General features: G+C 71.7%; 26 protein-coding genes. 10 read left to right on the top strand and 16 right to left on the bottom strand.

Annotated elements, in window-relative coordinates:
* Window positions 1-8 precede the first annotated feature (8 nt).
* From FHR82_RS06880 to FHR82_RS06870, 3 genes are all read right to left on the bottom strand, one after another.
* Complete coding sequence (locus tag FHR82_RS06880) at window positions 9-938, bottom strand: ABC transporter permease (RefSeq protein WP_184809456.1); 930 nt, start codon at window positions 936-938, stop codon at window positions 9-11.
* Window positions 935-2,497 (bottom strand): ABC transporter substrate-binding protein, encoded by a 1,563-nt coding sequence (locus FHR82_RS06875; protein WP_184809455.1) that lies wholly within the window; start codon window positions 2,495-2,497, stop codon window positions 935-937. The genes FHR82_RS06880 and FHR82_RS06875 overlap by 4 nt, the downstream gene beginning before the upstream one ends.
* A gap of 153 nt (window positions 2,498-2,650) precedes the next feature.
* Complete coding sequence (locus FHR82_RS06870) at window positions 2,651-3,541, bottom strand: LysR substrate-binding domain-containing protein (protein ID WP_184809454.1); 891 nt, start codon at window positions 3,539-3,541, stop codon at window positions 2,651-2,653.
* A gap of 70 nt (window positions 3,542-3,611) precedes the next feature.
* On the opposite strand from FHR82_RS06870, the gene kdgD reads away from it, so the two are divergent.
* Genes kdgD through FHR82_RS06850 form a run of 4 tightly spaced genes read left to right on the top strand, consistent with a single transcriptional unit; the run spans window position 3,612 to window position 8,384 of the window.
* Window positions 3,612-4,526, top strand: a complete 915-nt coding sequence (kdgD, locus tag FHR82_RS06865; RefSeq protein ID WP_184809453.1) for a 5-dehydro-4-deoxyglucarate dehydratase — start codon at window positions 3,612-3,614, stop codon at window positions 4,524-4,526.
* Window positions 4,523-6,139, top strand: a complete 1,617-nt coding sequence (locus FHR82_RS06860; RefSeq protein WP_311770932.1) for an aldehyde dehydrogenase (NADP(+)) — start codon at window positions 4,523-4,525, stop codon at window positions 6,137-6,139. The genes kdgD and FHR82_RS06860 overlap by 4 nt, the downstream gene beginning before the upstream one ends.
* Window positions 6,136-7,458, top strand: a complete 1,323-nt coding sequence (locus FHR82_RS06855; RefSeq protein ID WP_311770931.1) for an enolase C-terminal domain-like protein — start codon at window positions 6,136-6,138, stop codon at window positions 7,456-7,458. Before FHR82_RS06860 ends, FHR82_RS06855 begins: the two co-directional genes overlap by 4 nt.
* A gap of 23 nt (window positions 7,459-7,481) precedes the next feature.
* Window positions 7,482-8,384 (top strand): 2-hydroxyacid dehydrogenase, encoded by a 903-nt coding sequence (locus FHR82_RS06850; protein ID WP_184809452.1) that lies wholly within the window; start codon window positions 7,482-7,484, stop codon window positions 8,382-8,384.
* On the opposite strand, the gene FHR82_RS06845 is transcribed toward FHR82_RS06850, so the two are convergent.
* The gene (locus tag FHR82_RS06845; RefSeq protein WP_184809451.1) at window positions 8,368-8,709 is read right to left on the bottom strand and encodes a DoxX family protein; all 342 of its coding nucleotides are present in this window, start codon (window positions 8,707-8,709) and stop codon (window positions 8,368-8,370) included. The genes FHR82_RS06850 and FHR82_RS06845 overlap by 17 nt on opposite strands.
* Window positions 8,706-9,257, bottom strand: a complete 552-nt coding sequence (locus tag FHR82_RS06840; RefSeq protein ID WP_225943817.1) for an SDR family oxidoreductase — start codon at window positions 9,255-9,257, stop codon at window positions 8,706-8,708. The genes FHR82_RS06845 and FHR82_RS06840 overlap by 4 nt, the downstream gene beginning before the upstream one ends.
* A gap of 91 nt (window positions 9,258-9,348) precedes the next feature.
* Here FHR82_RS06840 and FHR82_RS06835 point away from each other — a divergent pair, with 91 nt between their 5' ends.
* The 6 genes from FHR82_RS06835 to FHR82_RS06810 all read left to right on the top strand — a co-directional run bounded on the left by FHR82_RS06835 (window position 9,349) and on the right by FHR82_RS06810 (window position 13,536).
* A complete protein-coding gene (locus FHR82_RS06835; protein WP_184809450.1) occupies window positions 9,349-9,687 on the top strand; it encodes a YciI family protein in 339 nt (112 codons plus the stop codon).
* Between the two features lie 85 nt (window positions 9,688-9,772).
* Window positions 9,773-10,105 (top strand): YnfA family protein, encoded by a 333-nt coding sequence (locus tag FHR82_RS06830; protein WP_184809449.1) that lies wholly within the window; start codon window positions 9,773-9,775, stop codon window positions 10,103-10,105.
* Window positions 10,102-11,289: an RNA polymerase sigma factor gene (locus FHR82_RS06825; RefSeq protein WP_184809448.1), complete on the top strand. Its 1,188-nt coding sequence runs from the start codon at window positions 10,102-10,104 to the stop codon at window positions 11,287-11,289. Before FHR82_RS06830 ends, FHR82_RS06825 begins: the two co-directional genes overlap by 4 nt.
* 173 nt (window positions 11,290-11,462) lie before the next feature.
* Window positions 11,463-12,398: a TIGR04222 domain-containing membrane protein gene (locus FHR82_RS06820; protein WP_184809447.1), complete on the top strand. Its 936-nt coding sequence runs from the start codon at window positions 11,463-11,465 to the stop codon at window positions 12,396-12,398.
* A complete protein-coding gene (locus FHR82_RS06815; protein WP_225943818.1) occupies window positions 12,377-13,210 on the top strand; it encodes an MbnB/TglH/ChrH family RiPP precursor modification enzyme in 834 nt (277 codons plus the stop codon). The genes FHR82_RS06820 and FHR82_RS06815 overlap by 22 nt, the downstream gene beginning before the upstream one ends.
* Window positions 13,207-13,536, top strand: a complete 330-nt coding sequence (locus FHR82_RS06810) for an SCO6045 C-terminal-like domain-containing protein (RefSeq protein WP_184809446.1) — start codon at window positions 13,207-13,209, stop codon at window positions 13,534-13,536. Before FHR82_RS06815 ends, FHR82_RS06810 begins: the two co-directional genes overlap by 4 nt.
* Window positions 13,537-13,592: 56 nt before the next feature.
* On the opposite strand, the gene FHR82_RS06805 is transcribed toward FHR82_RS06810, so the two are convergent.
* From FHR82_RS06805 to FHR82_RS06755, 11 genes are all read right to left on the bottom strand, one after another.
* Window positions 13,593-14,201: a class I SAM-dependent methyltransferase gene (locus FHR82_RS06805; protein WP_184809445.1), complete on the bottom strand. Its 609-nt coding sequence runs from the start codon at window positions 14,199-14,201 to the stop codon at window positions 13,593-13,595.
* A 59-nt stretch (window positions 14,202-14,260) separates the two neighbouring features.
* Window positions 14,261-15,070 carry an ATP-grasp domain-containing protein gene (locus tag FHR82_RS06800; RefSeq protein WP_184809444.1) on the bottom strand — a complete coding sequence of 270 codons (810 nt, stop codon included), beginning with the start codon at window positions 15,068-15,070 and terminating at the stop codon, window positions 14,261-14,263.
* A gap of 22 nt (window positions 15,071-15,092) precedes the next feature.
* Window positions 15,093-15,614 (bottom strand): DUF742 domain-containing protein, encoded by a 522-nt coding sequence (locus FHR82_RS06795; protein ID WP_184809443.1) that lies wholly within the window; start codon window positions 15,612-15,614, stop codon window positions 15,093-15,095.
* Window positions 15,615-15,635: 21 nt separating this feature from the next.
* Complete coding sequence (locus FHR82_RS06790) at window positions 15,636-17,150, bottom strand: NCS2 family permease (protein ID WP_184809442.1); 1,515 nt, start codon at window positions 17,148-17,150, stop codon at window positions 15,636-15,638.
* A gap of 178 nt (window positions 17,151-17,328) precedes the next feature.
* A complete protein-coding gene (locus FHR82_RS06785; RefSeq protein WP_184809441.1) occupies window positions 17,329-18,366 on the bottom strand; it encodes a DUF2330 domain-containing protein in 1,038 nt (345 codons plus the stop codon).
* Between the two features lie 70 nt (window positions 18,367-18,436).
* Window positions 18,437-18,745, bottom strand: a complete 309-nt coding sequence (locus FHR82_RS06780) for a hypothetical protein (protein WP_184809440.1) — start codon at window positions 18,743-18,745, stop codon at window positions 18,437-18,439.
* A 50-nt stretch (window positions 18,746-18,795) separates the two neighbouring features.
* Complete coding sequence (locus FHR82_RS06775; protein WP_311770930.1) at window positions 18,796-19,980, bottom strand: cytochrome P450; 1,185 nt, start codon at window positions 19,978-19,980, stop codon at window positions 18,796-18,798.
* Window positions 19,977-20,795 (bottom strand): ABC transporter permease, encoded by an 819-nt coding sequence (locus FHR82_RS06770; protein WP_184809439.1) that lies wholly within the window; start codon window positions 20,793-20,795, stop codon window positions 19,977-19,979. Before FHR82_RS06770 ends, FHR82_RS06775 begins: the two co-directional genes overlap by 4 nt.
* A complete protein-coding gene (locus FHR82_RS06765; protein ID WP_184809438.1) occupies window positions 20,792-21,763 on the bottom strand; it encodes an ATP-binding cassette domain-containing protein in 972 nt (323 codons plus the stop codon). Before FHR82_RS06765 ends, FHR82_RS06770 begins: the two co-directional genes overlap by 4 nt.
* A gap of 17 nt (window positions 21,764-21,780) precedes the next feature.
* Window positions 21,781-22,626: a DUF4097 family beta strand repeat-containing protein gene (locus FHR82_RS06760; RefSeq protein ID WP_184809437.1), complete on the bottom strand. Its 846-nt coding sequence runs from the start codon at window positions 22,624-22,626 to the stop codon at window positions 21,781-21,783.
* Window positions 22,627-22,680: 54 nt separating this feature from the next.
* On the bottom strand, window positions 22,681-23,235 hold the full coding sequence (locus FHR82_RS06755) for a toxin-antitoxin system HicB family antitoxin (protein WP_221463534.1): 555 nt from the start codon (window positions 23,233-23,235) through the stop codon (window positions 22,681-22,683).
* Between the last annotated feature and the right edge of the window lie 14 nt (window positions 23,236-23,249).

Here is a 23,249-nt window from a genome sequence, read left to right as displayed (position 1 = left end):
CGTGGCTCCTATGCCGCGACCGGTTGGCGGACGCGCGCGTCGATCAGCGCGTAGCAGATGTCGATCACGATGTTGAGTACGAAGATCGTCACGGCGGTCAGGAGGACCGCTGCCTGGAGCACGGCGAAGTCGCGCTGCAGGATCGAGTCGATCATGAGTTTACCGATGCCCGGCCAGCCGAAGATGGTCTCGACGACGACCGCGCCGTTGACGAGGCCGATCGTGAGGTCCCCCGCGACGGTCAGCGCGGGCATGGTCGCGTTGCGCAGCGCGTGCCCGAAGACGACACGTTTCTCGCTGGCGCCCTTGCTGCGCGCGACCTTCACGTACGGCGCGGACAGCGCACCGACCATCGCGCCGCGCACGACCTGCACGAGCACGCCGAACGGGCGGATCAGCAGGGTCGCGATCGGGAGGACCCACACCTCGGCGCCACCGTCCACACCGGACGTTGGCAGCAGGTCGAGGCTGACGCCGAACACCAGCACGCCCATGATCGCGAACCAGAAGTCCGGGATGCTGGCGGCGGTCATCGACAGGAAGCTCGCGACCCGGTCGGCGAGCGAGTTGGGGCGGTAGGCGGCGAGCGAACCGATGAGCACCGCGCCGACGATCGCGATGAGCATGGTGACCGCGGCGAGCTGCAGGGTGGCGGGGAACGCGGTCAGCACCATCTCGCCCGCGGGCTGGCCGGTGCGCAGCGACTCGCCGAAGTCGAGCCGCACGACCTGGCCGAGGTAGTCCCACAGCTGGGCGAGGATCGACTGGTCGAACCCGTGCGCGGCGGCGAACTCGGCGCGTTGCTCCTCGGTGGCGGACAGCGGCAGGTAGAGGTTGACCGGGTCGCCGGTGAGGCGGGCGAGGACGAACACGCCGAGCACGACGAACACCAGTGGGATGGCGCTGGAGACGATGCGCCTGCGAAGGAAGGTGATCATCGGGCGTCTCCGTCCGCCGGGCGGATCTCGGCGAGCCGCAGCTCGTCGCCGGTCGCGGGGTTGGGTTCGTAGTGGACGGACGGCGACATGCCCATCAGGCCCTGCATGTGGGCCAGGTAGGCGTACTGGGCGACCTCGGCGTTCTGGTGGGCGAAGATGTCGGCGAACGCCTGCTGCCGCGCGTCACCGGACAGCTGGTCGGCGTCGGTGATCATGTCGTCGAGCGCGTCGGTGCCGAAGTAGGACTGCGGGCCGTCCGACAGCAGGTACTGGCTGGTGGTGAACCCGGCGTCACCGGCCTGGTTGCCGTGCATGATCAGCAGTGCGACCGGGCCGACGTCCCGAGGGAACGGGCGCAGCTGGTAGACGAGGTGGGCCGCGGTGTCGGTCATGAGGATCTTGACGTTGAGGCCGATCTGCCCGAGCGAGTACTGGAGCACCTCGGCGGTCTCGGCGACGCGGGGGAACTGGCCGTTGCGGGCGACGAGCGTGATCTCCCGGTCGACCGGGGCGCCGTCGTCCTTGGCCTCCCGCACCAGCTGCCGCGCCCCGTCGAGGTCGGCGGGTGCGGGTTTCAGCGCGTCGTTGTAGCCGACGACACCGTCGGGGATGAGCTGCGCGGCGGGCTCGGCGTTGCCGTCGAACAACACGTCGACGACGGCCTGCCGGTCGATGGCGAGACCGATGGCCTTGCGGACGCGGATGTCGTCCAGCGGCGCCTGCGTGCCGTCGAGGCGCAGCGCGGTGGTCTCGTTGTTCGGGTAGGCGACCGAGTTCTCTGGTGTCGCGTCCTCGGGGTCGAGGCCGGTGGACATGTCCGCCTCGCCCTTGGCGATCATGGCCGCGCGGACGCTGGACTCCGACCGCCACACGTACCGCACCCTCGGGTACGCGGGGGCGTCACCCCAGTAGGTGTCGTTGCGCGTCAACGTGATCGACACGCCGGTCTGCCAGTCGGCGATGGCGTAGGGGCCGGTGCCGACGGGCTCGCGGACCTTCGCCCCGGTGTCGGTGGTGCGGGGCACCATCTCCACGAAGGACAGTCGCAGGGGGAGGATCGGGTCGGGCTTCTCCGTGGTGACGGTGAGTTTCGCCGGACTGTCGACGTGCAGGCCGAGTGGCGAGTCGTCGAAGACGTAACCGTCCACATTGCACATGAGGTCGGAGTTCACGGCCCGGTCGATGGTGAACGCGGCGTCCTCGGCGGTGAACGGCTGCCCGTCCTGGAACGTGACACCGCTTCGGATGTCGAAGGTCCAGGTGGTGGGCGAGGTCTGGCGCCAGCCGGTGGACAGCAGCGGCTCCAGGGCACCGGTCGCCGGGTCGCGCTCGATCAACGGCTCGGTGATGTTGGAGCGGACGACCATGCCGGTGCCGGTCAGCGAGGACTCGCACGGCTCCAGGGTCGGCGGTTCCTGTGCGAGCACGATGCGCAGGGTGTCGCCACCGGCGCCCGCGTCGCCCGCCTCGCTGTTGGCGACCGTGCAGGCGCTGGTGGCGAGGAGGACCGCGGCGGCCAGTACGAGCCCGCGGCGGTGTGGTGGTGCGGAAGACGGCATCGTCTCTCCGGATCATTGGCGAACAGGGTCACGGAGCCGAACCGCGGCGGCGTCGATCGTCCGCTCCGCAAGCTCCGCGAATGATTGTGTCTAGAGATGCGTGTTCGGTCTTCATCTGTAGACGGAGACCGTAAGCGTGCCCTCCGGAAGGCGTCAAGGGGCGGGCTCGGTGAGCCGCAGCAGTGACTCCAGTGCCGGGTTGTTGTGCGCCGAGCGCCAGACGCAGTGGGTCTCGACGATGTCCGGGCGCAGTCCGGCGATCTCCGTAAAGGCCAGGTTGGGCAGCCGCAGCCGGGCCGCCGACCTGGGCACGAGCCCCACGCCGACCCCCGCGTCGACGAGCGCGAGCAGGCTGTGGACCTGCCCGACCTGCTGCACGTAGCGCGGCTCGACACCAGCGCCGTGGAAACAGCTGATCACGAGTTCCTGCAGGTAGCGGGCGGTGACGGGGGCGTAGTTGACGACGTCGTGGCGGCCGATGTCCACCAGCGACGGCGGTCGGCCCAGCTCGGCGAGTGCGTGGCCGCGCGGGCAGGCGAGGATCAGGCTCTCGGTGTGCACGCGGCGGACCCGCAACACCTCCGACGCCGGGACGCCGCGGGCGAGGCCGACGTGGATGTCGCCCGCGAGCAGCGCGTCGACCTGGTCGCGGGACACCATCTCGGTGAGCGTGAGCTCGACCGACGGCAGGTGCTGGGCGATCGTGCGGATCCACGTGCCCAGCACGGTCAGCGCGGAGATCGCGGTGAAGCCGATCCGCAGCGTGCCCGCGGTGCCGCGGGCGGCGTTGCGTGCGGTGATCGGCGCGGCCGCCGCGAGCGAGAGCAGGCGCCTCGCCTCGGGCAGGAACGCCTCGCCTGCCGGTGTGAGCAGCACCGCGCGCGGCGTCCTGACCAGCAGTTCCACCTCGAGCGCGCGCTCGAGCTTCTGCACCTGGCGCGACAGCGGCGGCTGGGTGATGCGCAGGCGGGCGGCGGCGCGGCCGAAGTTGCCCTCCTCGGCCACGGCGACGAACCCACGAAGCTGCTCGAGCGTGAACGACATGCCAGAAAGGTATCGCAAGATGCGCTCTTGGACTTAGACAGGTATCGCATCGGGTCATACGCTAGGAAGCATGACCCTCAGTCCGGAAACCCTGCGCGACACACTCGGCACCGGGTTGCTGTCGTTCCCCGTCACGCACGCTACGCCCGCCCTCGCGTTCGACGAGGACGCGTACCGCGAGCACGTGGCGTGGCAGTCGTCCTACCCGGCGGCCGGCCTGTTCGCCGCGGGTGGCACCGGCGAGTTCTTCTCACTCACCCTGGACGAGGTGCCCCGCGTGGTCCGGGCCGCGGTCGCCGCCGCGGGCGACACCCCCGTGCTCGCGCCCGCCGGGTACGGCACCGCGCAGGCCGTCGAGATGGCTCGCGACGCCGAGGCCGCAGGCGCGTCCGGGCTGCTCCTGCTGCCGCCCTACCTCACCGAGGCGCCGCAGGAAGGGCTGTTCGAGCACGTCAAGGCGGTGTGCGCGGCGACGTCGCTCGGCGTGATCGTCTACCACCGCGCCAACGGCCAGCTCACCTACGACACCACCGCGCGCCTGGCCGACGCGTGCCCGAACCTGATCGGGTTCAAGGACGGTGTCGGCAACGTGGACCTGATGACGAAGGTCTACGCGCGGCTGGGGGAGCGGCTGCTGTCCATCGGCGGTCTGCCCACCGCGGAGACCTACGCGCTGCCGTACCTGGAGATGGGGGTCACCACCTACTCGTCGGCCATCTACAACTTCGCGCCGCAGTGGGCGCTGGACTTCTACGCGGCCGTGCGGGCCCGCGACGCGGCGGCCGTGTACCGCAAGCTGGACGAGTTCGTGCTGCCCTACATCGAGATTCGCGACCGGCGTGCCGGGTATGCCGTGTCGATCGTGAAGGCAGGCCTGCGAGCGGTCGGCCGCGACGCCGGCCCGGTGCGACCCCCCTTGTCCGACCTGACGGCCGACGAGTTCGATGAGCTGAAGACTCTCGTGGAGAAGGTGGAACTGTCGTGAGCGGAGTTTACGGAGCGAACCATCAGGGCAGTGCCGCGACACTGGCTCTGACCGGTTCGATGCTGATCGGCGCCGCCGACGTGCGGGGGAGCGCCGGTGAGGTCCGGGGCGTCAACCCGGCGACCGGCGAGCAGCTCGAACCCGCATACGGGCTCGGCGACCAGTCGGCCGTGGACCGCGCGGTTTCCCTTGCCTGGCAGGCGTTCCCGGTCTACCGGGCGACCTCGCTGGCGGCCCGCTCGGCGTTCCTGACCACGGTCGCCGACAACATCGACGCACTCGGCGACACCCTCGTCGCCCGCGTGGTCGCCGAGACCGGCATCCCCGACCCGCGCGTGCGGGGCGAGCTCGCCCGCACCACCAACCAGCTGCGGTTGTTCGCGTCCGTCGTGGCCGACGGCCGGTGGCTCGGCGCCCGCCTCGACACGCCCGACCCCGACCGCGCCCCGCTGCCCAAGCCCGACCTGCGCCAGCGGAAGATCCCGCTCGGCCCGGTCGCGGTGTTCTCGGCCTCCAACTTCCCGCTCGCGTTCTCGGTCGCCGGTGGCGACACCGCGTCCGCGCTCGCCGCGGGCGCGCCGGTGGTCGTGAAGGCCCACAGCGCGCACCCCGGTACGTCCGAGCTGGTCGGCCGCGCGATCCGGGCCGCGGTCGCCGAGCACGGGCTGCCCGAGGGCACGTTCTCGCTGCTGTTCGGCGACGGCCGCAACCTCGGTACCGCGCTGGTCAAGCACCCCAGGATCGCGGCCGTCGGGTTCACCGGCTCGCGGTCCGGCGGGCTCGCGCTCGTGGCCGCCGCCGCGTCCCGGCCCGTGCCGATCCCGGTGTACGCCGAGATGTCGTCGGTGAACCCGGTGATCCTGCTGCCCGGCGTGCTCGCCGAACAGGGCGCCGAACTGGGCACCGCGTTCGTCACCTCGCTGACCACGTCCGCTGGCCAGCTGTGCACCAACCCCGGTCTCGTGTTCGCGCTCGGCGACGCGGACGCGTTCGTCGCCGCCGCCGGCGCGGCCATCGGGGCCGCACCGGGTGCGGCCATGCTCAACGCGAACATCCAGCAGTCCTATGTGGAGGGCACGGACCGGCTGGCGGGCGCCGGCAACGTCACCGAGGTCGCCGCGGGCGGCGTCGACGCCACGATCGGTGCCTGCGGGCAGGCGCGGCTGTTCGCCACCGACGGCGACACGTTCCTCGCCAACCACGCGCTGCAGGAGGAGGTGTTCGGGGCCGCGTCGCTGGTCGTGCGGGTGGCCGACGTCGCGCAGCTGGAGCAGATCCTCGACACCCTCGAGGGGCAGCTGACCGCGACCGTGCACGCCGCGGCAGCCGACCAGGACACCGCGGCCGCGCTGCTGCCGCGCCTGGAGCTGATCGCGGGCCGCGTGCTGTTCGGCGGCTGGCCCACCGGCGTCGAGGTCGGGCACGCGGTCGTCCACGGTGGACCGTTCCCGGCCACGTCCACCCCCGCCACCACCTCCGTCGGCACGCTCGCCATCGAAAGGTGGCTGCGGCCGGTGGCCTACCAGAACGTCCCGGACGCCCTGCTCCCGGACGAGCTGCGTGCGGCCAACCCGCTCGGCGTGCCGCGGCTGCGGGACGGGGCCGCCGAGTGACACCGCCGGTCGTCAGCGGCTACCGGGTCGTCCCGGTCGCGGGCCGGGACAGCATGCTGCTCAACCTGAGCGGCGCGCACGGCCCGTACTTCACCAGGAACCTCCTGATCCTCACCGACTCCGACGGCAGGACCGGCGTCGGTGAGGTGCCCGGCGGCCCCGCGATCACCGACACGCTCACCGACGCCCGCGACCTCGTCGTCGGGGCACGCCTCGGTGACCACAACGCGGTCCTGGCCGCGGTGCTGGACCGGTTCGGGACGCGGGACTCGGGCGGGCGCGGGCCGCAGACGTTCGACCTGCGGGTCACCGTGCACGTCCGCACCGCCATCGAGGCCGCGCTGCTCGACCTGCTCGGCCAGTACCTCGAGGTGCCGGTGGCCGCGCTGCTGGGCGAGGGGCAGCAGCGCGACCGCGTGCGCGCCCTGGGCTACCTGTTCTTCGTCGGCGACCGCGCGAAGACCGACCTCGGGTACCGCGCCGAGGAGGGTGACGACTGGTTCGGTGTCCGGGACCGGGAGGCACTCGACCCGGCCGGGATCGTCGCGCAGGCCGAGGCCGCGCAGGCCCGCTACGGGTTCACCGACTTCAAGCTGAAGGGCGGCGTCCTGCCCGGCGCGGCGGAGGTCGAGGTGATGCGGGCGCTGGCCGCCCGTTTCCCCGACGCCGACCTGACGCTGGACCCGAACGGTGGCTGGCTGCTGGCCGACGCCGTCACGCACGGCCGCGCGTTGCGTGACGTGCTCGCCTACGCCGAGGACCCGTGCGGCGCCGAGGACGGCTACTCCGGGCGGGAGACCCTCGCCGAGTTCCGCCGCGTCACCGGCCTGCGCACCGCGACCAACATGGTGGCCACCGACTGGCGGCAGCTCGGCCACGCCGTGCGGCAGTCCGCTGTGGACATCCCGCTCGCCGACCCGCACTTCTGGACGATGCAGGGCTCGGTGCGGGTGGCGCAGCTGTGCGAGGCGTGGGGCCTGACGTGGGGTTCGCACTCGAACAACCACTTCGACGTGTCGCTCGCGATGTTCACCCACGTCGCGGCCGCCGCCCCCGGTGACATCACGGCCATCGACACGCACTGGATCTGGCAGGACGGGCAGCGGCTCACCACCGCGCCGATCCCGTTGAGAGACGGGCACCTGGCGGTGCCCGCCGCGCCGGGCCTCGGCGTGACGCTCGACCTGGAAGAGGTCGAGGCCGCGCACGAGCTGTACCACAAGGAGGCGCTCGGCGCCCGGGACGACGCCGTCGCCATGCGGTACCTCGTGCCGGGGTGGCGGTTCGACCCGAAACGACCCGCGTTGGAGACCACGTGACCACGGGAACGGAGCCAAGCGGCGTGACCCGTCCGGTATGGCAGGCATGTCCGCTGCTGCCCTCGCTGGAGGAGCGCCTGCGGACGAACCACAAGATCGTGGACGAGCCGTCCGACGACGTGGTCGCCGCGATCACCTCGTCCCGGTTCGGGGTGACCAACGAGCAGATCGACGCGCTGCCGTCGCTGCGCGCGATCGTCCACTTCGGAGTCGGCTACGAGACCACGGACGTGCCGTACGCGCGCTCCCGCGGCATCGTCGTCAGCAACACACCCGACGTGCTGACCGACTGCGTGGCCGACCTGGCGGTCGGCGGCATGATCGACGTGCTGCGCAGGCTCACCGCGGCGGACCGGTTCGTCCGCCGCGGCGACTGGCGGCGCGGGCAGTTCCCGTTGGCCACCAAGGTGACCGGCCGCCGCGTGGGCATCCTCGGACTGGGCCGCATCGGCCGCGCGATCGCGCACCGGCTGGCCGCGTTCGACGCGCGGCTGAGCTACCACTCCCGCCACCAGGTGCCTGGCCTGCCGTACACCTACCACGACTCCCCGGCAGCACTGGCCGAGGCGGTCGAGGTGCTGGTGGTGGCGACGTCGGGTGGCCCGGCGACCGCCGGTCTCGTCTCCTCGGACGTGCTGGCCGCGCTCGGCCCGGCGGGTTACCTCGTGAACATCGCGCGGGGCAGTGTCGTCGACGAGCCCGCGCTGGTGGCCGCGCTGACGACCGGCGGCATCGCCGGCGCCGCGCTGGACGTGTTCGCGGACGAGCCGAACGTGCCGGAACCGTTGCTGGGGCTGGACAACGTGGTGCTGCTGCCGCACATCGCGAGCGCCACCGTGGAGACCCGCGAGGCGATGGGCGACCTGGCGTTCCGGAACCTGCACCAGTTCCTCACCGACGGCACACTGCTCACACCGGTGCCGTAGCCACCACCGCCACCGCGAGGGCGAGGAAGCCGAGTGGCAGCCCGATCATGCGGTCACCCGCCCGCAGGTGCGTGCCGATCGCCAGGAGGAAGAACAGCACGAGGCCGGCCGCGGCCGCCACCGCGAGCCACGGCACGGCCAGCCCAGCGAGCAACCCGGCGACGGCGAGCGCCTTGGGCACGCCCAGCCAGGGCAGGATCCGCGTCGGCACCCCGACCCGTGTCATGCCGCCCCGGATCCGCTCCAGGCGGAGGAAGTCGGCGACCGCGGAAAAGGCGTTGGCCGCAATGGCGACCAACACGAGCCCGATGTGGACGACGGTCATCGGACGTACTCGGCGTGGTCGGCGACCCACTCGGCGAACGAGCGCGCCGGGCGGCCCAGCACATTCTCGACGTCCCCGCTCACGTGGGCGGGCCTGCCGTTCTCCCGTTCGTACCGTGCCATCAGCGCGGCGACGAACTCCGGGCGGTGACCGTGCTCGACCATGCCCGCCGCCGCGACCGCGCTCACCCACTCGAGACCGCTGCCGATCGCGGCCGCCTCGACCTCCGTGTCGCGGTCGCCGTTGGCACGGGACGGCTGCTCGTCGAGCGGGTCGTCGACGTTGACGGCCGACAGCACGACGACCCGCCGCACCCCCGCCGCCTTCGCGCGGACCAGCAGGTCCGCGGCGCCGAGTCCCACCGCGCGCGGGTGCAGGAACACCGCGGTGACACCGGTGACGTCGGGCTCGGCCACCGCGCCGGGCAGACGGGACGGGTCGCGGGTGACGGGACGCACCGCGTGGCCGTCCAGCTCCGCCAGCAGTGGGCGGCCGACAGTGCCGGTCGCGCCGGTGATCAGGTACACGAGGCCTCCATACGAGATCAAGAATGTATGGAAACCATAGTACATTGGGTGTCGATGTGCGGAGGGCGCGTTCGTGTGGGTGGTGACCGGCTGTCTGCGGAAGGATCAGGCCATGAAGCAGTACCTGCTGAGCATCTACCAGCCCGACGGCACCCCGGAGCCAGAAGCTCTCGAGCCCGTCATGCGGAACCTGGACGCGCTCAACAAGGAGATGCGGGCCGCGGGTGTGTGGGTGTTCGCGGCCGGGCTGCACCCGCCGGAGACCGCGACCGTCCTGCGCGCCACCGGCGAGGAGGTGCTCGTGACCGACGGGCCGTTCATCGAGGCCAAGGAGTTCCTCGGCGGGTTCACGGTCATCCGGGCCGAGGACCTCGACGCCGCGATGGAGTGGGGACGCAAGCTCGCGGCGGTGCTGTCGCCGTTGGCGATCGAGGTGCGTCCGTTCCAGTGAGCGGAGCTTGCGTAGCGACCATGTCAGTGAGCGGAGCTTGCGTAGCGACCATGTCAGTGAGCGGAGCTTGTGTGGTGAACCAGAGGTGACCGTTGCCAAGTCGCTCGTGTTGTTCGTGCTGGCGGCGCTCGCCGAGATCGGCGGTGCGTGGCTGGTCTGGCAGGGCTGGCGCGAGGACCGCGGACTGTGGTGGATCGCCGCCGGGGTCGTCGCGCTCGGCGCGTACGGGTTCGTCGCCACGTTCCAGCCGGACCCGCACTTCGGGCGGATCCTCGCCGCGTACGGCGGGGTGTTCGTCGCCGGGTCGCTCGCGTGGGGCGTCGTCGTCGACAAGTTCCAGCCCGATCGGTGGGACTACGTCGGCGCCGCACTGTGCCTGGCCGGGGTGGCCGTGATCATGTACGCGCCACGCCGGTGAACCTCGACGGCGTCTTCCGGCGCGAGTACGGGCGGGCGGTGTCCGTGCTCGTCCGGTCCCTTGGTGACATCGGGCTCGCGGAAGAGGTCGTGCAGGACGCGTTCGTCGAAGCGGTCCGCCGCTGGCCGGCGGACGGGGTGCCGCCGAGCCCGGCCGGCTGGCTCATCACGACCGCCCGCAACCGCGCGATCGACCGCCTGCGCCGCGAGGCCACCCGCGAGGAACGGCACCGGCAGGCCCTGGAACTGCTGGCAGCCGAGCGCGGAGACGAGGAAGGTGAGGAGGGCGTGGTGCGCGACGACCGGCTGCGCCTGATCTTCACCTGCTGCCACCCGTCGCTGGCCATGGGTGTGCGGGTGGCGCTGACCCTGCGGCTCCTTGGCGGTCTGACGACCGAGGAGGTCGCCCGCGCGTTCCTCGTGCCAGAACCGACCATGGCGCAGCGGCTGGTCCGCGCCAAGAACAAGATCCGCGACGCGGGCATCCCGTACCGCGTCCCGTACGAGGCCGACCTCCCCGCCCGCCTCGGCGGTGTGCTCGCGGTCCTCTACCTGATCTTCAACGAGGGGTACTCCACGGTCGACCGCCCCGAGCTGTCAGCGGAGGCGATCCGGCTCGGTCGCGTGCTGGCCGCGCTGATGCCCGACGAACCGGAGGTCACCGGCCTGCTCGCGCTCATGCTGCTCAGCGAGTCGCGCCGCCCCGCCCGGGTCACGGACGACGGAGAGCTGGTGCTGCTGCCCGACCAGGACCGCGGCCGCTGGGACCGCGGCATGGTCGAGGAGGGGCACGCACTGGTGCGGCAGTGCCTGCGCCGCGGCAGGCCGGGGCCCTACCAGATCCAGGCCGCGATCAACGCCGTGCACAGCGACGCCCCGACGACCGGGGAGACCGACTGGGCACAGGTCGTCGCGCTGTACGACCAGTTGATGGTCGTGGCCCCGACGCCGGTCGTGGCGCTGAACCGCGCGGTCGCCGTGGCCGAGCTGCGCGGTCCGGCGGAGGCACTCGACCTCGTCGACGCGCTGGCGCTCGACCGCTACCACCTCCACCACTCCGTGCGCGGCAACCTCCTGCGCCGCCTCGGCAGGCCCGACGAGGCCGCCGCCGCGTACGAGACCGCGTTGCGGATGGCCACCACCGACGCCGACCGCACCGTAGTCCGCAGGCTCCTCGACGGCTGAGAGCGCGCATCCCGCCAACCCGGCGCCGAGGACCCGCGCTTCGACCTCGTGCGCCAGCTGCACCGCACGGCGCTGCCGGACAGATGACAGGATGGTCACGGCCGCCCCGTAACCCGTTGCCCGCCGGCCCGCGTCGACGATGATCCATCGACGACCGTGGGGAGGGGTGGCGCATGCATCCGTGGGGACTTTCCGGGCCGGAGTTCCTCTGGCTCTACACCGCCGGGCTGGTGGCCGGGCTCGTCGTGGCGATCGGTGCGCGCATGAAGGTGCGCAGGCCGCGGCTCGCCGAGCCGCCCGGGCACCTCGACGTGACCGAGCTGGGTTTCCTCGGCGGGGGCCCGGTCAACGCGGTCCAGGTCGCCGTCGCGCGGCTGGCCGAGGCGGGGCTCGTCCGGGTGAACCGCAGCGGCCAGGTGTCGGCCACGTCCGGGGCCCTGTCGACCGGGCATCCACTGGACGACGCCGTGCTGGCGCAGGTCACGAAGCCGCGCATGGTGGCCGCGATCGTCCGGCGGGCGCCGGTGGAGAAGCAGGTCACGGCGATCGGCGAGTCGCTGGTCCGGCGCGGCCTGCTGGTCGCGCCCTCGGCCGCGATCCGGGCGCGGCGGCTCGGGCCGCTCCTGCTGTACGTGGTGTTCGTGGCAGGGATCGTGCGCTGGATCAACGGCGCCGGGAACTACCTGCCCGTCGGCTACCTCACGTTCCTGCTGGCCGCGACGCTCATCGCGGTGTTCTTCCTCGGGTCCAGGAACCTGACCAAACCCAAGGCCCGCACCGTGCACGGCGACCGGGTGGTGGCCGAGGTGCGGCGGCGGGGGAGTGGCGCGGGCCAGCTGGAGCGGGCCGCGGTGTCCGGTCCACGCGTGATCGAGGACAAGGACCTGTCGCACGCGCTCGCCCTGGCCGTCCCGGTCGCGCTCATCCCGGTCGCGTGGAGCTATGCCACCTCCGGCTCGTTCTCCACCCACGTGCCCGCGACCAGCTCTTCCGGCTCGTCCGGTGGTGGCGGCGGGCACTCGTGCGGGTCCTCGTCGTCGTCCTCGTGCGGCAGCGGCGGCTCGTCCTGCGGTGGTGGTGGCGGCGGATGCGGCGGCGGCTCGGGATGACCGGCGCGCCCCGCCTCGGTGTCGGCATCGGCTGGCGGCCCGAGATCGACCTGACCGTCGAAGCGCTGCCCGGCGTCGACTTCGTGGAGGTGCTGGCGGAGAACATCCATGCTGGACCGCTGCCCGAGTCGTTGACGGTGCTGCGGGCACGCGGTGTCCCGGTGGTCGCGCACGCGGTGTCGCTGTCCCTCGGCGGTGCGGAACCGGTCGACGCCGCCCGGGTCCAGCACCTGGCCGCGGTCGCGGCGGCGGTCGGCGCGCCGCTGGTCAGCGAGCACGTCGCGTTCACCCGCGCCGGCGGGCTCGACTCCGGGCACCTGCTCCCCGTGCCGCGCACCCGCGACGCGCTGAACGTCCTGGTGGACAACGTGCGGCGGGCCCAGGCCGACCTGCCGGTGCCCCTCGCGCTGGAGAACATCGCGGCGGTGTTCGACTGGCCGGACAACGAGCTGACCGAGGGCCAGTTCCTCGCCGAGCTGGTCGACCGCACCGGCTGCCTGCTGCTCGTCGACGTGGCCAACCTGTACGCCAACGCCGTCAACATCGGCACGGCCCCCGCGGTGTTCCTCGACGAACTGCCGCTGGAACGACTGGCCTACGTGCACGTCGCGGGCGGTGTCACCCACGACGGCGTCTACCACGACACGCACGCGCACGCGGTGCCGTCGGAGGTGCTGGCGGTGCTGGCCGAGCTGTGCGCCCGCGTCGACCCACCGGGCGTGCTGCTGGAACGCGACGACGACTACCCCGCCGACGCCGACCTCGCCGCCGAACTGGCCGCGATCCGCGCCGTGGCCGTGCGCGGGCGATGACCGCCAGGGACGTCCTCGCCGCGCGGCAGCTGGCCCTGGTCCGCGCGCTGCTTGCCGGCGGCCCGGTACCCGATGGCTTCGACGCCAACCGGGTCGGCGTCGAGGCGGCCGCACTCCGCTCGAAACGCCGCTCGATCGCGTCCCACCTGCGGCCCGACCTGGCCGACCTGCTCGAGGACCGGTTCGGCCCGCTGTTCGACACGTGGGCGCGCGACCACCCGAAGCCCGTCGAGCTGTCCTTCCGCGCCGACCTGGACCGCTTCGAGACGTGGCTGTACGACGAGGGCCACCTCGAACGCCCGCGCAGGCGCTGGTTCAGGCGTTGACCCGGCCACCCCACGTCCACTGTGGAATGGCCGGCCGCGCCAGGGGTACGCGGCGCTCAGCTCGCCGGGCGCAGGATCGCGACGAGGAAGTCCGCGTCCTCGGCGTAGGGCTGGAGGTCCCACGTGGACAGCAGCAGACCGGGCACGAGACCGGAAGCCTTGGCGTCGGCCAGGAACTCGTCGAACGGGTACCCGCGCCCCGCGCCGAACCCGATCACGGCCCGGCCGTCGTCGGCGAGGTGCGTGCGGAACCGGGTCAGCACCTCCCGGCGGGTGCCGGGCGCGAGGAACGTCATCACGTTGCCCGCGCAGACGAGCGCGTCGAACGGTTCGGTGACGCCGCTCGCGGGCAGGTCCAGCTCGGCCAGGTCACCGACCAGCCAGCGCGGCCCGGGGTGGTCCTGTTCGGCGGCCTCGATGAGCACCGGGTCGACGTCGACGCCGACGACCTCGTGGCCCGCCTCGGCCAGCGCACCACCAACGCGACCCGGCCCGCACCCCGCGTCGAGGATCCGTGCGCGGCGCGGCACCATCGCGTCCACCAGCCGCGCCTCACCGGCGAGATCGTCACCGGCACGTGCCATCGACCGGAACCGCTCGACGTACCACGAGGAGTGCCCGGGGTTGTCTGCGACCTTCTGCAGCCAGAGATTCTGTTCGACCATGACCGTGATTATGTAAGGACGGTGGACGTGACCGTCGTCCTGTACGGCTGCGCCGGTGATCAGCGCGCCATGCGCAGCAGCGACGCGGTGAGTGCCGCCACGAACGCGTCGCGGGTGGCGGGTGGCACCCGGTCCAGGGAGAGGAACGGGTTGAGGTCCTCCAGCTCCACCAGCAGCAGGTCCCCGTCCTCGGTGCGGCACGCGTCGACGCGCTGGATGCCGTGGTCGACGTCGTTCCAGTCGACGAACCGCTGCGCGAACGCGAGGTCGGCGGCGGTCGCCGCGTAGGGCACGAGGCCCCACCTGCTGCCGGGGTCCGGCGCGTGCAGGGCGTACTGGAAGTCGCGGTCGACGAAGTAGAACGAGACCTCGTAGCGGAAGCGGATCCGCGGCTGGACCAGCTGGTCGGTGACCGCGCCCAGCTCGGAACGGGACACGAACCGCAGCCCGACCGAGTCGGCCCCGAACTTCGGCTTCACCACGTACTCGTCCGCGGCGGGCAGCCTGCCGACGTCTTCGGCCCGGTCGACCGTCGGGATCACCGGGTACCCGGCCGAGGTGAGGTCCAGCAGGTACTGCTTGCCGGCCATGTCGGCCTTGCCGGTGAGCTGCGTGAACACCCGGGTGCCCGCGTCGAGCGCCTGCCGCCGGAACGCCGCGTACTGCTCGGCGTAGTGCAGCACCGGGCCGGTGTTGCGCACGAGCACGAGGTCGAACCCGCGCATCACGGCGGCCGCGTCCAGGGGGTGGCACATGGCGACGTCGAAGTCCGCCCGCAACCGGCCCGCGAGGTCGATGTCCTCGTCCCGGTACGTCCGCCCGGCGGCGGCATACCCGAGATCGGTGACGAGCAGCAGACGTGGTCTCACCCGCGCACTCTAACCAGTGGTTTCAGAGGCGGTGGAGGCCTTCCAGGACGCGGCGCATCAGGTCGACGGTCGGCGCGCCCGCCGTCTCCGGGCCCGACGTGGCGAGGAAGCCCGTCTCGATCAGGTCCGAGATGATGACGCGGGCCGCGCCGATCGGCAGCGACCGGTAGCCGGCCACCTCGGCGACCGACACCGGCCTGCGGCACAGTTCGGCGACCGCGTAGTGGTCCGGGGGCAGGTTGCCGGGCACGTCCGCGACGGTCAGGGACAGCAGGGTCTCCAGCTCGAGACCGGCGACCGACCTGGTTCGGCCGCCGGTGCGGGCGTAGGGGCGGACGATCTGACCGTCGAACTCGACGCCCTCCATCGAGTCGATGAAGTGGCGGACCGCGTCGTCGCGCGCGGACGGGATGCGTTCGACCGGGGCCGTGTCCTCCTCCGGCTCGACGGGCGGCGGCTCCGCCACCGGCTCCCCGGGCGAAGGTTCCGGTGTGTTGGCTGGTTCGTCGTCGGAGCGCGAACCGTACATCCCGAAGAGGTCCATGCCGTCCGCCTGTGCGGGTCGTCAGTCGATGCCCAGTGCCACGCGGATCGGGTGTGCTGCGAAGTACAGCGCGAACAGGGCGGCCACCCCCCACAGTAGCGGGTGCACCTCCCGTGCCCGGCCCTGGAAGGTCCGCAGGATCACGTACGTGATCATCCCGGCGCCGAGGCCGACCGCGATCGAGAACGAGAACGGCATCAGGACGGCCGTGAGGAGGCACGGGATGACGATGGCGACGTCGGAGAAGTCGATGCGGCGGATCTGCGCCATCATCGCCAGGCCGACGATCACCAGTGCCGGGGTCGCCGCCTCGAACGGCACGATCGACACCAGTGGCGCGATGAACATGGCCACCAGGAACAGGCCGCCGGTGATGATGTTCGCGAAGCCTGTTCGCGCGCCTTCCCCGATGCCGGCGGCCGACTCGATGTAGGTCGTGTTCGACGACGTGGACGCCGCGCCACCGCTCGCCGCCGCGAGGGAGTCGACCAGCAGGACGCGGCCGACGCCCGGCACCTGGCCGTCCTTGTCGAGCAGCTTCGCCTCGGCGGACAGGCCGACCACGGTGCCCATGGTGTCGAAGAAGTCCGACAGCATGAGGGTGAACACGATCATCAGCGCGGCGAGCACACCGACGCGGGCGAAGCCGCCGAACGGGTCGACGTCACCGATGAGCGACAGGTCCGGCACCGCCACGATGTCGGACGGCAGCGTGGGCACGTTCAGCTGCCAGCCGGTCGGCACCGGCTTGCCGTCCACCAGCGACGGGCCCGGCTTGAACAGTGCCTCCACGATGATGGCGAGGACCGTGCTCGTCGCCATGCCGATGATGATCGCGCCGCGCACCTTCCGCATCACGAGGACCGCGGTCAGGATCAGGCCGACCAGGAACACGACGATGGGCCAGCCGGCCAGCGTGCCGCCGACGCCCAGGTTCACCGGCACGGTGGTGCCCGCCTCGTCGGGGATGCGGCGGATGAACCCGGAGTCCACGAGCCCGATGAACGCGATGAACAACCCGATGCCGACGCTCATCGCCGTCTTGAGGTCCGACGGTATGGCGTGCAGTACCGCGATCCGGACCTTCGTGATCACGAGCAGCGTGATGACCACGCCCTCGATGAGCACCAGGCCCATCGCCTCCTGCCACGACATCTGCGACGCCACCGACACCGCGAGGAACGAGTTGAGGCCAAGACCGACCGCGATCGCGAACGGGTACCTGCCGACGATGCCCATGAGGATCGTCAGCAGCCCGGCCGCCAGCGAGGTGACACTGCCGACCATCGCGATGCTCTCCGGCACGCTGCCCGCGCCGCCGAGCAGGTTCCCGTCCGCGTCGGCGACCGTGCCGATGATCAACGGGTTGAGCACGACGATGTAGGACATCGCGAAGAACGTGGCGAAACCACCGCGGACCTCGCGGCCGAATGTCGATTCGCGCTCGGAAATACCGAAGTACTTGTCGATCGCGCCGGGGGCTCTGCGACCGGGGGACGTGTCGCTCGGAACCCGGGGAATGCGATCCGTGACCATGTTTCGGTTGTCCTTCTGGCAGGCGCGATGCGCGATCATGTGGCGGTGTGCCGCGCCCACGGTAACGACATGTCACCGCCGGTCAATAGGCCTTTCGGAGGTATCTGCACGCGGTGCGTCGCGACCTGTCCGGTGAAACGATTCACCGCGCGTTCCCATTCGCGCAGTCCACTGTAGACTAGGCGCGTCCGTCTACTCGGGACCGTCGACGCCGGAGTGCGACGATCGCGACGCCCACCACCGCGAGCAGCACGATGATGGCCAGTACCACCTCGCGCCACGACGATCTGACGTACTCGGTCACCACCACGACCGCGCGGTACGGCTCATCGGTGGTGGCGGTGGTGATCCGGACATCGCTCTCGATCAGGTCCGGTGCGAACTCACCGTCGTAGCGGGTGAGGAAACGCGGCCCTGGCAACATTTCCGAGAGTGTCGGGTGCTCGGGGCCCGGCTCGACCCGGCCCGCGAACGTCAGCTCCGGCGCGGCGCCCGCCGGGGCCGGGTTGCTGATGTCGACGCGGTGGTCGGCGAGGACGTACAGGCGCAGCGGCTGGACGTCCTCGGCGGTCGCGGACAGGCGCATCGGGTAGACCGGGGTGTCGGTCTCGAACGACACCCGCATCGGCGGCAGCCCCTCCTCGAGGTTCCCGGACGCGGGCGCCAGCCGCACCGCGACGACGAGCCAGCCTTCCGCGAGGTACGGGGTGAGCGCCCCGGACAGGTCCTGGGGCATCGTGAAACCGTTGTCCCCCAACCAGTCCGTCACCGCGGTGGCGTCGGTGCCCGCGAGCTGGGCGACGTCGAACGGGCCGACCTCGACGTGGTCGACGACGGTGGCGCCGCTCCCACCCGGCGCCGCACCCCCCGATCCGTCGCCGTCGACCTCGACCTCCCGCACCTCGATGTCCGGCTTGCTGATCTCGTCGAGCTCGGCGAACAGGTCCGCGTCGGCCACCTCGAACCGTGCCCTGGACGGCACCGGCATCAGGAACGCCGCCTCGTCCGCGGCGGACCGCGCCAGCACCGACAGCGTGATCGACTCCGTCCGCCCGGTCAGGTCGACCAGCGCGGTCTCCTGCTGCGCGGACAGCTTGTCGTTGGCGACGAACGCGCCACACGCACACGCACCGGACTCCGCCGGGCTGACCGTCACCAGCGTCGCGGCCAGCACCGCCACCACCGCGGCCCTGGCCGCACCACCACCGATCGACATGGCGGTCGGACGCGGCCCCCGCTCCCGGGGTTCCCGGCAGCGGCTCGGGGCGCGTGGAGTCCGCCGCCGATCAGGCGTGTTCGACGTGGGCGCGGACCAGGGTGCCGGTCTCGTCGGTCCACCCCTTGCTCGCCGCGTAGGCGACCATGCCCGCCAGGTCCCGCTCCCAGTCCGCGCCCACGTTCCCGGCGGCGTACCGGCGGATCGCGTCGACCGGCACGAACACGTGGCCGTCGGGCCGCAGCTCACCCAGTCCGGCGTCCCGCACCCGCGCCGCCAGCTCGTCGCCGTCGAGGCCGGGTGGGCTCACCACGTGGAACGCCGTCACGTTCGACGGGTCCACCAGTTCGGCCGAGTCATGCGTGATCCGGAAGTACACACCGCCATGGTGACGGCAGTGGTACCTCCGGATCAACCGGGAGCGTGCGGTCACCATGCGACCGGTAGCGCGTGCACGCCGTACAGGTTCGAGTCGGTGCGCAGTGGCACGTCCGCCGGGTCGGCGGCCAGGCGGAGGGTGGGGAACCGCTCGAACAACGCGGGGAACGCGACCCGCATCTCCACGCGCGCGAGCTGCTGGCCGAGGCACTGGTGGATGCCGTAGCCCAGCGCCACGTGCCCGGTCGAGCGGCGGGACAGGTCGAGCGTGTCCGGCTCCGGGTAGCGCGCCGGGTCGCGGTTCGCCGCCTGCAGGGAGATCGTGACCGACTCGCCCGCCCGCACCACCTCGCCGCCGAGCTCGACGTCGGCGAGCGCGGCGCGGACGCCGGTGTGCGCGATCGTCAGGTACCGCAACAGTTCCTCGACCGCCTGCTCCGGGGTGCACCACCCGGACCGCAGGTCGGCGAGCTGCTCGGGGTCGGTCAGCAGCGCGAACGTGCCGAGCGCCAGCATGTTCGAGGTGGTGTCCAGGCCCGCGCCCAGCAGGAAGCTGCCGAGCCCCGCCAGTTCCACGTCGTCGAGGTCGCTCGTCGTGAGGTCACTCAGCAGGTCGTCGGTCGGCGCCTTCCGCTTCGCGAGCACCAGGTCGTGGAGGTAGGAGTACAGCGCGTCCATCGCGGCACCCCGCGCGTCCATCGACGCGCTCGTCGAGGTCAGCAGCAGCGTCTGTTCCTGGAAGAACTCGTGGTCGGCGTAGGGCACGCCGAGCAGCTCGCAGATCATCAGCGCGGGCACCGGCTGCGTGAACGCGGGCACGAGATCGGTCGGCGGGCCCTGCCGCGCCATGTCGTCCAGCAGTTCCGCGCACACCTGACCGACCCGGTCGGTGAGCAGGCCCATCCTGCGGACCGTGAACTTCCCGGCGAGCAGCTGCCGGAACCGGGTGTGCTCCGGTGCGTCGATGCCGGTCATGTCGCCGGGCGACGCGGGCGGGAGCTCCGCCGGACCGCCGGGCACCGGCAGGTGCATCAGCTCGTAGCGTGCGCTGAACCGGCTGTCCGCGAGCACCGCGCGGACCGTCTCGTGGCTCGTCGCGAGCCAGCCGACGTGCCCGTCCGGGTAGACCATCCTGGCCAGCGGCCGCGTCTCCCGCAGCCTCGCCAGCTCGTGCGGCGGGTCGAACGGGCAACCCGCCTGCCGTGTGGTCGGCAGCCCCTCGATCGGCGCGTTCACCGGTCCCGCTCCTTCTGAAACAGCGACTTGGCCCAGAAGTAGCCGATCGCCGTGATCAGCACGCACCAGCCGACCGTGAGGAACCCGCTGTCGCCGATGCCGGTGCCGAGCAACAGCCCGCGGATGGTCTCGATGATCGGGGTGAACGGCTGGTACTCGGCGAACCAGCGCAGCCACGCCGGCATCGACTCGGCGGGCACGAACCCGCTGCCGACGAAGGGAAGCAGCGTGAAGACCATCGGTGTGTTGCTCGCCGTCTCCACGCTCTTCGCCTTCAGCCCGAGCGCCACCGCGAACCAGGTGAGGGCGAGGGTGACGAGCAGCAGCACGCCGACCAGCGCCAGCCACTCGCCCACGTCGGCGGTGGGGGAGAAGCCGATGAGCAGTGCGACGCCGAGCACCACGGCGAGCGCGAACGCCGTCTGGATGATCGTGCCGAGGACGTGCCCGGTCAGCATCGAGGCCCGGCTGATCGCCATGGTGCGGAAGCGGGCGATGATGCCCTCGGTCATGTCGGTGGCCACCGAGATGGCGGTGCCGAGGATGGCGCTGGTGATGGTGATCAGCAGGATCGCGGGCGTGACGTAGCCGACGTACTCCGCGCGGCCACCCGCGCCGCCGGGACCCAGCCCGTTGCCGAGGGTGCCGCCGAAGATGTAGACGAACAGCAGCAGGAGCAGGATCGGCTGGCCGACCAGCATGATCGTCAGTGACGGGTAGCGCTGCATGTGCCGCAGGTTGCGGCGCAGCATCGTCGTCGAGTCCCGCACCGCGTAGGACATGCTGGATGCCGCAGTGGTCGTCGCGGTGGTCATCGCACGAGCTCCTTGGTGGCGCCGGTCCGGTGACCGGTCAGGCTGAGGAAGACGTCGTCGAGGTCGGGGGTGTGCACGGTGAGGCTGTCGACCGCGACGGACTCTGCGTCCAGGCGGTCCAGCACCTCGCGCAGCGCGGTGACGGTGCCGTCGGTCGGCACGCGCAGCGCCAGGTTCTCGTCGTCGTTGTGTTCGTCCGAAGTGGACAGTCGCAGCGCGACTCCCGCGCGCTGCACGGAAACGGCGTCCGGGAACCGCAGCCGCAGGTGCCCGCCGGGCACGCGGCGCTTCAGCTCGTCCGGGGTGCCCTGCGCGACGAGCCGCCCCTCGTCGAGCACGGCGATCCGGTCGGCGAGCTGGTCGGCCTCCTCCAGGTACTGCGTGGTGAGGAAGATCGTCACGCCGCTCGCGACCAGGTCGCGGATGATGTCCCACATGGTGCGGCGGCTGCGTGGGTCCAGCCCCGTCGTCGGTTCGTCGAGGAAGATCACCTTGGGGTCGCCGACCAGCGTCATGGCCAGGTCGAGCTTGCGGCGCATGCCACCCGAGAAGGTGCTGGGCACCAACTTCGCGGCGTCGGTCAGGTCGAACCGCTCGAGCAGTTCGGCGGCCCGCCTGCGCCCCGCGCGACGCGGCAGGTGGTTCAGGTCCGCCATGAGGAACAGGTTCTCCTCGCCGGTGAGGAGGCTGTCGACGGCGGAGAACTGACCGGTGAGGCCGATCGCCGAACGGATGCCGTCCGGGTCGGTCGCGAGGTCGTGCCCCGCGACCGACGCGGTGCCCGCGTCCGGACCGATCAACGTGGACAGGATGTTGACGGTGGTGGTCTTGCCCGCGCCGTTGGGGCCGAGCAACGAGAAGACGGTGCCGGCCGGGACGTTCAGGTCGATGCCTGCCAGCACCACCTTGTCGCCGTAGGACTTGCGCAGTCCGGTCGCCGAGATGGCCGGGATGGCCGCGTTGGTCATGTCTGTTCCCCAGGGTGTCAGGAGCGGTGGATGGTGATGTCGCCGAAGGAGGTGCTGGCGCGCGCCTCGACCGTGTCGGTGGCGGTGCCGGGCGTGGTGGCCGCGTCCATCTCGTTGGTCACGCGGCCGAAACGGGTCTTCACGTCGAGCCAGGCAGCGCTGCCGTCGTGGATGCCGATCTCGATGTCGCCCATGGCGGTCTCGAGGGTGAGCGCGCCGCGGACGGCGTCGAGCACGCGGACCGAGCCGTTGGCGGTCTTGGCCTCGACCGCGTCCTCGGCCCGGTCGACGGTGATGTCGCCGTTGGCCGAGCGGACGCGCACCGGCCCGCCGGCCGAGCCGATCGTGGTGGCGCCGTTGGAGTTCTTGACCACGCCGGTGCCGGTGATCCCGTCGATGTGCAGCCGCCCGGAGCTGGTGCTGATCTCGGCGTTGCCGGTGACGTGGCCGACGGCGACGTTGCCGGTGGCGGTGTGCAGGTGCAGCTCGCCGGTCTCGTCGAGCTGGAGGTGCCCGGTGGCCGACTTGTAGCGGGTCTTGCCGAGCCTGCCGGTGGCGTGGAAGTCGCCGAGGCCGGTGCTGCCGAGCACCTCGGAGCCTTCCGGCAGCTCGACCAGCACGTCGATCGACCGCGTCTTCCTGCTGATGTCGAGTGGCGACATCCTCGGTCCCTTGACCGTCAGCGTGCCGTTCGAGAACTCGACACGGGTCTGTTCCGCGGCCTTGATGTCCGAGGCGTCGGTGGCGTCGGTCGGCCGGACCTCGACGGTGGTGTCGGTGCGGGCGCTCGCGACCACGCGGACGTTGCCGACGACCGGTTCGAGGTTCGCGACGATGGGCGCCGGCGTGTCGTAAGAAGGCATGGGTGTCCCCTCAGAGGTGGTGTGTCGGGTGTTTGTGCTGGTGGCGGGCTTGGGTCAGCTGACCCAGCCGGTGTAGTGCTGGGAGGCGCGGCGGGCGCCCGCCTGCCGCGCCTGCTCGGGCCGGGCAGGCTGGGTCAGCGCGGTGGTCGCGGCGCGGACGAGCCATGCGTTGACCGACCGCCCCTCCGCCGCCGCGGCCGCCTCGACGCGGGCCTTCAGCTGCTCGGACAGCCGGAGGTTGATCCGCACCATGGCGCTGTCCGTGCTGTCTGCGCTGTTCTCGTCGGGGACCGCCGGGACAGTGGGGTCCACGGGTTCGGGAGCCGGGGCGGCGTGGTCGGGTCCCGGGCCCGAGGAGGTCTCGACGGTGTGCGGGGTGACGGCGAACGCCGCGTCGCCTGCCCGGAGCCGGACCTCGACCGACCCGGGCGCGAGCTCCCGGGTGATCTCGTCCGCGGCGGCCGACAAGGCGTCCAGCAGCGTGAGGCGAATCGACGACGCCAGTGGTGCGGTCAGCCGCTCGGCGAGTGCGCGGGCGTCGTCCCCGCCCGCCTCGGCGGCGATGGCCAGCTCCCGGCGAACGTTGTCCACGAAGGGCGTCAAATCCATGATGCCATCATGGC

The sequence above is a fragment of the Actinophytocola algeriensis genome, from assembly GCF_014203735.1.
GTDB lineage: Bacteria > Actinomycetota > Actinomycetes > Mycobacteriales > Pseudonocardiaceae > Actinophytocola > Actinophytocola algeriensis.
The sequence above is the reverse complement of the archived record's forward strand: the minus strand, read 5'-3'. Positions and strand labels throughout refer to the sequence as shown.

Bases quoted from the DNA above. Each gene is read 5' to 3' on its own strand.
- FHR82_RS06880 (WP_184809456.1), bottom strand. From the start codon at position 938: ATGATCACCTTCCTTCGCAGGCGCATCGTCTCCAGCGCCATCCCACTG.
- FHR82_RS06875 (WP_184809455.1), bottom strand. From the start codon at position 2,497: ATGCCGTCTTCCGCACCACCACACCGCCGCGGGCTCGTACTGGCCGCC.
- FHR82_RS06870 (WP_184809454.1), bottom strand. From the start codon at position 3,541: ATGTCGTTCACGCTCGAGCAGCTTCGTGGGTTCGTCGCCGTGGCCGAG.
- kdgD (WP_184809453.1), top strand. From the start codon at position 3,612: ATGACCCTCAGTCCGGAAACCCTGCGCGACACACTCGGCACCGGGTTG.
- FHR82_RS06845 (WP_184809451.1), bottom strand. From the start codon at position 8,709: ATGACCGTCGTCCACATCGGGCTCGTGTTGGTCGCCATTGCGGCCAAC.
- FHR82_RS06835 (WP_184809450.1), top strand. From the start codon at position 9,349: ATGAAGCAGTACCTGCTGAGCATCTACCAGCCCGACGGCACCCCGGAG.
- FHR82_RS06820 (WP_184809447.1), top strand. From the start codon at position 11,463: ATGCATCCGTGGGGACTTTCCGGGCCGGAGTTCCTCTGGCTCTACACC.
- FHR82_RS06815 (WP_225943818.1), top strand. From the start codon at position 12,377: ATGCGGCGGCGGCTCGGGATGACCGGCGCGCCCCGCCTCGGTGTCGGC.
- FHR82_RS06810 (WP_184809446.1), top strand. From the start codon at position 13,207: ATGACCGCCAGGGACGTCCTCGCCGCGCGGCAGCTGGCCCTGGTCCGC.
- FHR82_RS06805 (WP_184809445.1), bottom strand. From the start codon at position 14,201: ATGGTCGAACAGAATCTCTGGCTGCAGAAGGTCGCAGACAACCCCGGG.
- FHR82_RS06795 (WP_184809443.1), bottom strand. From the start codon at position 15,614: ATGGACCTCTTCGGGATGTACGGTTCGCGCTCCGACGACGAACCAGCC.
- FHR82_RS06790 (WP_184809442.1), bottom strand. From the start codon at position 17,150: ATGGTCACGGATCGCATTCCCCGGGTTCCGAGCGACACGTCCCCCGGT.
- FHR82_RS06785 (WP_184809441.1), bottom strand. From the start codon at position 18,366: ATGTCGATCGGTGGTGGTGCGGCCAGGGCCGCGGTGGTGGCGGTGCTG.
- FHR82_RS06770 (WP_184809439.1), bottom strand. From the start codon at position 20,795: ATGACCACCGCGACGACCACTGCGGCATCCAGCATGTCCTACGCGGTG.
- FHR82_RS06765 (WP_184809438.1), bottom strand. From the start codon at position 21,763: ATGACCAACGCGGCCATCCCGGCCATCTCGGCGACCGGACTGCGCAAG.
- FHR82_RS06760 (WP_184809437.1), bottom strand. From the start codon at position 22,626: ATGCCTTCTTACGACACGCCGGCGCCCATCGTCGCGAACCTCGAACCG.
- FHR82_RS06755 (WP_221463534.1), bottom strand. From the start codon at position 23,235: ATGGATTTGACGCCCTTCGTGGACAACGTTCGCCGGGAGCTGGCCATC.